Consider the following 7,198-nt stretch of genomic DNA (forward strand, 5'->3'; position numbering starts at 1 on the left):
GGGTCGGTTGAAGCCTCGATCGTGGACGCGTCAGCGGCCACGAGTCGGGGCTTACCGTTGTTCGAGCGGCGGATTCATCCGCTCAGGAGGGCTTCGGCACCACACCGAAGCCATCGTCCGAACAGGTCCAGCCTCACGGCAGTATCGTGAGGCTTCCAGCCGTTGTTGCGGCGACTTCAGTCGCTCAACATGCGCGCTGCACGAAATCTGGGAATCCGCCTCGAGCCGTCCGCCCCGACAACCCTCCCCCAGTCTGTTTTGGGGGAGGGTGGGCCGGTGGTGCCGGCCCGGGTGGGGACCGCCCCGGGCTCCGCCGCCCACTCCGGCAGCCGCCGCCGCGTGCAGGTGAAGTCTCCCCGTCAGTTTGGGGAGACTTTCCGCCGTTGTTGCGGCGAATTCATTCGCTCAGCCGCCCTCACGCTCCCGCAGCTCCGCATCCAGCCGGCGCAGCTCCTCCACGATGGCGAGCGCGTCGGCGCGCAGGCGGCGCTGGTGCTCCGGGCGGCGCGCGAACAGCAGAAACGTCCGCACCCGCCGCATCACTCCGCCCGCACGGTCCGCATACAGCAGCGCGACCGCGGCGGTAAACGGCAGGCTCGCCGCGTACACCAGCGTCCACAGCGCCGGAAGCAGCAGCGCGGCGACGGTGATCTGCAGCGCGTAGAACGCGGGGACAATCGGCAGCCCCAGAAAAACCGCATTGGAAGCAACGTGATCGCGGTCCTTCGACATCCGGCGCACCAGCGTCCGCAGCGTCAGAAAGATGGGCGCGTGGTTCAGCGCGCCCCACGCGGCCAGCGGCGCCCCGATCAGCATCACCTCCGCCTCGCGCAGCACAAAGAACGCGGCCCGCCCGGCATCGATGGGCAGGAACAGCTCGGCGGGCGACACACCCAGTTCCCGCAACCTGCCGTGCATCTCGTCCACCCGCCGCTCCAGCGCGGCCAACTCGGCGGATCGCTTGCGCGCCAGCCACCCGCGCCCGTCCTGCAGGCGATGGATCCGCTGCAGCCGCAACGCGATGTCCACTGGCTCCGCGCGGTCCAGCGGCGCGGGGGGCGCGGCCGCCGCGTCCCACAGCGCCTCCGCGCGGGCGAACGTCGCCACCTCGTGCTCCGTGGCAAAGTTGGCGGTGAGCGCGCGGATGCCCCGCTCCATCTCGTCCGTCAGCGCACCCGCGTCCGCTCCCGGATGGTCGCGCACCCACGCCGCGGCGTCCAGCGGCGCACCGAACACGACACCGGCGGCCGACCGGAAGCGCTCCTTTTCCTCGTAGTGCAGGCCGACGGGAACGATGGAGAGCGTGGCGCCGGGGCTCGCCTGCGCCAAGTAGTCCAGCGCGATGCGCGCGGCGCCGGTGCGGAACGGGCGCAGCGCCGGGTCCGAGTGGCTGACGCCCTCCGGAAAGATGCAGACGGCGCCACCCTCCGCCAGCCGCCGCCGGCACGCGGCCATGGCATCCACGTTTCGCGACGGATCCGCGCCTTCCGCGCGGTCCTGCCCGCGGTGGAACTCGATCACGTTCAGTGCGCGGATCAGCGGCGCCAGCAACGGGTTGCGGCGCAGCGTGCTCTTGGCGGTCAGCGAGACCGGGCGGCGAAGCGCGGTGATCATCAGGAGCGGATCCACGAACGCGTTCGCGTGGTTGCTCACCAGCAGCACCGGGCCGCGCACGGGGACGCGCTCCCGCCCCTGCACGTCCACGCGGCGAAAGAAGGCGAACAGCGCCGCGCGCCAGAGTGCGCGGAACAGGCGGTAAATCATCGGCCCGCCTCCGCGCGGCGGGCCAGGAGGCGGGGCGCGGCCCACAGCGCGCCGCTGGCCAGCAGCACGGCAGCAACCAGGTCCACCGCATAGTGATAGCGCAGCACCAGCGTCGCCACCGCGATCAGCACCACCAGCGGCACGTAGATCCACCCGCGCAGCCGGTCGCCGCGGCGCAGATCAAACGCGGCCGCCAGGAACGACGCGCCCACGTGCAGGCTGGGGAACGCCCCGTGCGGCCCGCCGAACCCCTCGATGGACTGCACGACCAGGGCGTGCACCCTCCCGCCGGCGAGCGGCGCGGCGAAGTCGTTCGCCATGTACACCACGGGTCCGCGCGCTGGCAGAAACAGGTAGCCCAGAAAGCTGGCCGCGTACAGCAGCGCGAACGCCGTCACGAACTCCTCGCGCTGCGCCGCGGGCCGGCCCACGAGCCCCAGCAGGATGCTCAGGTACAGATACGGGATGAACGCCGCGTAGAACACGGCCAGAAACTCCGTCCACCCCGGCGTGCCGGCGGACTGCAGCAGCAGCGACGGCGAACGGCCCAGCGCCATCAGCCGGTCCGCGCGCGCCAGCGCGGGATCAGCCAGCCAGGGAATCGCACGGAACGCGACATGGCCGAGCGTGCTGTACAGCGTGAACATCACCCCGATCACCGCCACGCCGCGCACGTACGGCGTGGCGCGGCCATTCGGATGCCGCCGCAGCGCGAACGCCACCGCGCCGAACCCGGCCAGCAGGGCGGCGTGCAGCGCCAGGTCGTGCCCCAGCGGAACGCCCTGCGCCACCGCCGCCGCCAGCGTCGCCGTCACCACGGACAGGATCAGGAGTGTGGCGAGGTCGGCGGGGTGCGTTCGTGGCGGGGATGGTGTGGCTGCGTGCACGGACGGGTGCGGGGATTGTGGTGTTGTTGGGAAGAGAGGATGATCTGGGCGTGCCCCTCCGCTGCGCTCCGGGTCGGGCTTCGCGCGCCGTAAGGCACGATACAACTGTGCCTAACGGCGCCGAGCCCCCTCCGTTGCGGGGCAACGATACGGCTGTTGCCCCTCCACTCCGGGCTCTCGGCCCTCCGGGCGCGAATCCCTCACGTGGGACGGCAATGCGGAGTGCTGAGTCTGAGTGCGGAAGTGCACAGTGCCTGGTGCCCAGTGCCCAGGCCGCCGCTTGAGCGCTGCCGCGCCGGTTGTGCGCGGACCCCGGCGTCGCGAGGCGAACCGTTCACGAACGGCGATTCACAATCCGTTGCCAGCACCTCTGTCCTCTAGCGCGCTTCGCCCTCGAGCGCGGCGGCGCGCTGGCGTGCGGCGGTCACGGCGGCGAGCAGTTCCGGCTCGGCCTCGCGCCAGCGCTCGGCGAAGCGGGCGTAGTGCTGCGCGGCTTCGCGGCGGCGGCCCAGGCGGTCCAGAATGCGCGCCCGCTCCCCCTCCGCGGCAACGGGAAAGACGATGCCGCGGCTGATGTCTTCCGGCAGGCTGCCGAACCACGCCAGCGCCTCCACGTCGCGCCCCGCCGCCGCGAGCAGCCGCGCGCGAAAGTAGCGCTCCGCGATGGTGCTGTATGAATCGTCTTTCACAAACAGCTCCGGAACCGGCTCCGGCCATCCCGCCTGCATCGTCGCCAGCGCGCCCGCCACGTCCCCCGCGGCGGCGCGCATCCGCGCCTGCAACTGCGCGTTCAGGTGCCGCGCGAACCGGCCGTTCGCCGTCGTATCCACCATCGCGGCGAGCGTTGCGGCGCGGCCGCGGGCCTCGGCGGTGTCGCCCATCCGCAGCGCCAGCGCCCCCAGGAGGTAGTGGTGGCGCGCCTGGGGGTAGCGCCCGCGCTCCTCATCCACCACGCCGCCGACGCCCAGCTTGCGCGGAATGCGCGTCGCGGCGAGCTCGCGCCGGGCGCGCGCCACCTCTGCGTGGGGGAGGTCCGCGGGAAAGAAGGCGGCCAGAAACGCCCAAGTGCGCGCCGCGTACTCCCGGTCGATCTGCGCCGCGGAGTCCGCCTGCGCACGCGCCGCCCGCCACCGCCCGCGCGCCATCTGCATGTGCGCGCGCGTGGTGTGGCCCACCAGCCGGCTCTGCGCGCTGCGCCCCGGCTCCGTCATCAGCGCGGCCAGGCGCAATCCGGGCTCGGGATCGTTCAGGAAGTCCGCCGTGCGCCACGCCGCGGCCCACGCGGGGAGGTCGTTCGCGTCTCGCGGGGCAGCGCTGAGCGCGCGCAGCGTGTCGATGGCGATCGCCTGCGCCTTTTCGTCGCGCAGCGCGAAGGCGCGCAGCGTACGCATGCGGGTGAGCGACTCGTGCGCGGGGCTCAGCGTGGCAATGGAGCCCACCATGCGGTCCATCTCCGCCATCCGCCCCTGCAGGGCCGCGATGTGCAGCAGGTGCGCGCGGGCGTTCACGTTGGACGAGTCCAGCGCAATCACCTGTTCCCAGGCCGGGCGGGCGGTCTCCAGCGTGCGGCCCTGCCACATGGCGCGGTGGTGCAGCACCTCGCCCAGCTCGTTCCACGCTTCCACGTGGTCGGGGCGCGAGGCCACCAGCGCGCGCAGCATCGGCTCCGCCACCGCGGCCGAGCCGGTGCGGAACGCCACGCGCGCACGCAGAAGCTGCTGGTCCGCCGCGGACAGGCGATGGCTCATCCGCATGGCGCGCGCGGCCGCCGCGGAGCCGTCCTGCGCGGCCCAGTCCTGCGCCACGCTCAGCCGGTACAGGGCGAGCGCAAAGGTGGAATCGCCCTCCACCGCCGCCCCGAACTGCTCCGCCGCGCGCTGGAACGCGCCTTTTCTGAACGCGCGTTCACCCGCCAGGTACGACTTGAGCGCGGGGAGCGACGCGGTGGTGAGCGCCGCAGTGCGGTCCAGCTGCTCCGGAGGCGTGTGCATCCCCTCCGCCACCAACGTGCGCACCAGCACGTCCACCGCGCCGAACAGGCTGTCTTCGCGCAGTTCCGGGATCTCCGCGCGCGCCAGCCGCCGCCCATCCGCGCCGTACAGCGCCGCGGTCAGGTGCACCCGGCCGCCCGCCTCCATCACCGACCCCAGGATGAAGCGGCCCGCCCCGAAGCGCGCCGCCGCCTTTCGCCCCGCTTCCAGGCTGGTCTGGTCGTCGCCGCCGCTGCGCAGAAACGAAAGCAGCGCATAGGGATCCACGGTCGTGAGCTCGCCCGTGCCGTCCAGCCGCACGGAAAGCAGGTCCGCCATTCCCTCGCCCAGGTACGTGTGCGACGTCCCCGTGCGCACCGCGAAGGGCAGCACGGCCACGCGCGTGCTCACGACCGAGTCGTCCTCCCCCATCCCGCCACGGAGCGCGGGGACGGCGACCGCCGCGCAGGCGAGCACGGCTGCCGCCGCCAGCACCGCGCGCCACCGCCGCGCCACCTTCCGCGCGCGCGGTGACGGGTTCTGAAGCGCCGGAGAGGATGGAGCGACGGTGGGATCGATCCCGCCCGGAGCATCGGCATCCGCCCGGGCGATGGCGGAACGCGGCGCGGATGCGGGCGGGGCGGCGGGCGTGGATTCCGCCGGCGCGAACTCGGCCGCCGCGAGATCGGCCGTCACGGACTCCACCGGCGCGGCTTCGGCGGGCGGAGGGGGACGGACGGCGGACGGGGACGGGCGGCGGTCGCGGATGGCCTGCGCGAGCTTGGCCGTTTCCGCCGCGGGCTCGGAGTCAAAGCCCGCGCGCATGCGGCGGCAGAACGCCTCGTACGCGGCCAGGGCGCCGGCGCGGTTCCCGGCCGCGTCCAGCGCGATCAGCAGCGCGCGCAGGGCCACCTCGTCGTCGGGGTCCAGCTCCACCGCGGCGCGGCGCCAGCGCAGTTCGGCCGCGGCGTCGTCCTCCCCTTCGGCGCGGGCCGCGAGCGCCGTGGCAGAGGACGAGGCCAGGCGGGCAAGGCGGGCGCGCTCGGCGCCCAGCCAGTCGTCCCACTCCGCCGCGCCATCCAGCTCAAATCCCGCCATCAGCGGCCCGCGGTACAGCTCCAGCGCCTCCTCGTGCCGCCCGTCCAGCGCCGCGCGCTCGAAGTCGATTGCGTCGCAGGCCAGGGCGCCCTCCGCCAGCCCCACCTCGTCGTCGCCGCGGTTCAGCAGCACCGCGTCTCCCAGTTCGCGCCGCAGGTGGTGCAGCGCCAGGCGCAGCGCGGAGCGGCCGCGGTCCGGCGCGGCGTCCGGCCAAAAGCGCAGCAGCAGCCGCTCGCGGCGCTGGTAGCCGCGCGGCCGGGCGAGGGCGACGTACACCAGCAGCGCCATGCGCTTGGGCTGCGTGAGGATGCGCCGGATGGGCTCCCCGTCCGCCGCCCGAAGGTCGGTGGCGCCGAGGACGCGAAGCTGAATGGGAGGGGACACGCGGGCCAGGGCAGGGGGAGGGGTGGTGCGCCGGCGGACGGGGAGAATGCGCGCCCCCAACGGGTTACGCAAGGCCGAAACGGTCAGGAAACGGCGCGGCAATGCCGGCTGCCCATCCTCGTGGCGCGTCGCCGGCCCGGCCCGCCAGGCTGCCGCGCTCCGGCACGGCGGCACGGAGACGGAGTGCCGGGCCGGCATACGACCAACCCGCACAGCGAGGAGCTTTCACCATGCGATTTCTGCAGTTGGCCGCCGCGTTGGCGATCTGCACCGGCGCCGCCGGGTGCGCGGGGATGATCACCGGGGGACCGCTGGTCTCGGATCCCGACGGGCCCACGGGCCAGATCGTGATTCAGAACCGCTCGCGGCAGGACATCAACGTGGTGCTGCTGTCCCGCTGCAGCGCCAGCAGCTACGGCCTGAACCGGCTTCCGCGCGACATGGCCATCCCCAGCGGCGGCGAGTACGCCTTTACGGTGTCCCCGGGATGCTGGGACGCCTCCGTGGGCCGCACCGGCTATGGCGACGTGCGCCACCGATTCCCCGCCGTTCCCGCCAACGGCAGCGCCAGCTTTGCCGTCACCGGCGGCGCCGAGCCGTAGGACGGGGACGTGGATCTTCCACCGCGGCGTGCGCGACCCGCCCTCCGCCGGGCTCCCGCCCCCGGGACGGATCGAGGATGCAACGCGTTGATAGACATAGGCTTGCGCAGACGGGAACGCTCAGGAAACGGCGGGGCAATGCCCGCCGCGTAGCATTGCGGCGTGTCACGAACGGCTCCGCGCCCCGGCCCCAACCCCGAGTTCCGATGTCCCTTCGCCCGCTCCGCCTTCTTCTGCCTGCCGCACTCCTCGCCGTCACCGGGGCGCGGGCCGGCGCGCAGGCCGGGGTGTCCACGCTGCGGCCCGCGGGCGAACGCACGGTGGGCGCGGGGCGGCTGGAGCACGGCGAACTGGTGGAAGGCGACGCGCGGCTGAACGACGACTCGCGCTACGACGACTTCATCTACATGGCGCACGCCGGCGAGCAGATCCAGGTGCGACTCTCGTCGGACGCGTTCGATCCCTTTCTGTACGTGGGGCGGCGCGGCGCCGG

At 73.3% G+C, this 7,198-nt stretch carries 4 protein-coding genes and 1 pseudogene; 2 read left to right on the forward strand and 3 right to left on the reverse strand.

The features are described from left to right. Window positions 1-405: 405 nt before the first annotated feature. From VF665_RS18550 to VF665_RS18560, 3 genes are all read right to left on the reverse strand, one after another. Window positions 406-1,764, reverse strand: coding sequence for a lysophospholipid acyltransferase family protein (locus VF665_RS18550; protein ID WP_331054945.1), 1,359 nt, complete (start codon window positions 1,762-1,764; stop codon window positions 406-408). Continuing rightward, window positions 1,761-2,651, reverse strand: a complete 891-nt coding sequence (locus VF665_RS18555) for a phosphatase PAP2 family protein (RefSeq protein WP_331054946.1) — start codon at window positions 2,649-2,651, stop codon at window positions 1,761-1,763. Before VF665_RS18555 ends, VF665_RS18550 begins: the two co-directional genes overlap by 4 nt. Window positions 2,652-3,028: 377 nt before the next feature. Continuing rightward, window positions 3,029-6,103 (reverse strand): BTAD domain-containing putative transcriptional regulator, encoded by a 3,075-nt coding sequence (locus VF665_RS18560; RefSeq protein ID WP_331054947.1) that lies wholly within the window; start codon window positions 6,101-6,103, stop codon window positions 3,029-3,031. Between the two features lie 230 nt (window positions 6,104-6,333). Between VF665_RS18560 and VF665_RS18565 the strand changes: the two genes are divergently transcribed. After that, window positions 6,334-6,705, forward strand: a complete 372-nt coding sequence (locus VF665_RS18565; RefSeq protein WP_331054948.1) for a hypothetical protein — start codon at window positions 6,334-6,336, stop codon at window positions 6,703-6,705. Between the two features lie 206 nt (window positions 6,706-6,911). Continuing rightward, window positions 6,912-7,198: pseudogene (locus VF665_RS18570) on the forward strand (hypothetical protein); the annotation flags it as partial.

The organism is Longimicrobium sp., from assembly GCF_036387355.1.
GTDB lineage: Bacteria > Gemmatimonadota > Gemmatimonadetes > Longimicrobiales > Longimicrobiaceae > Longimicrobium.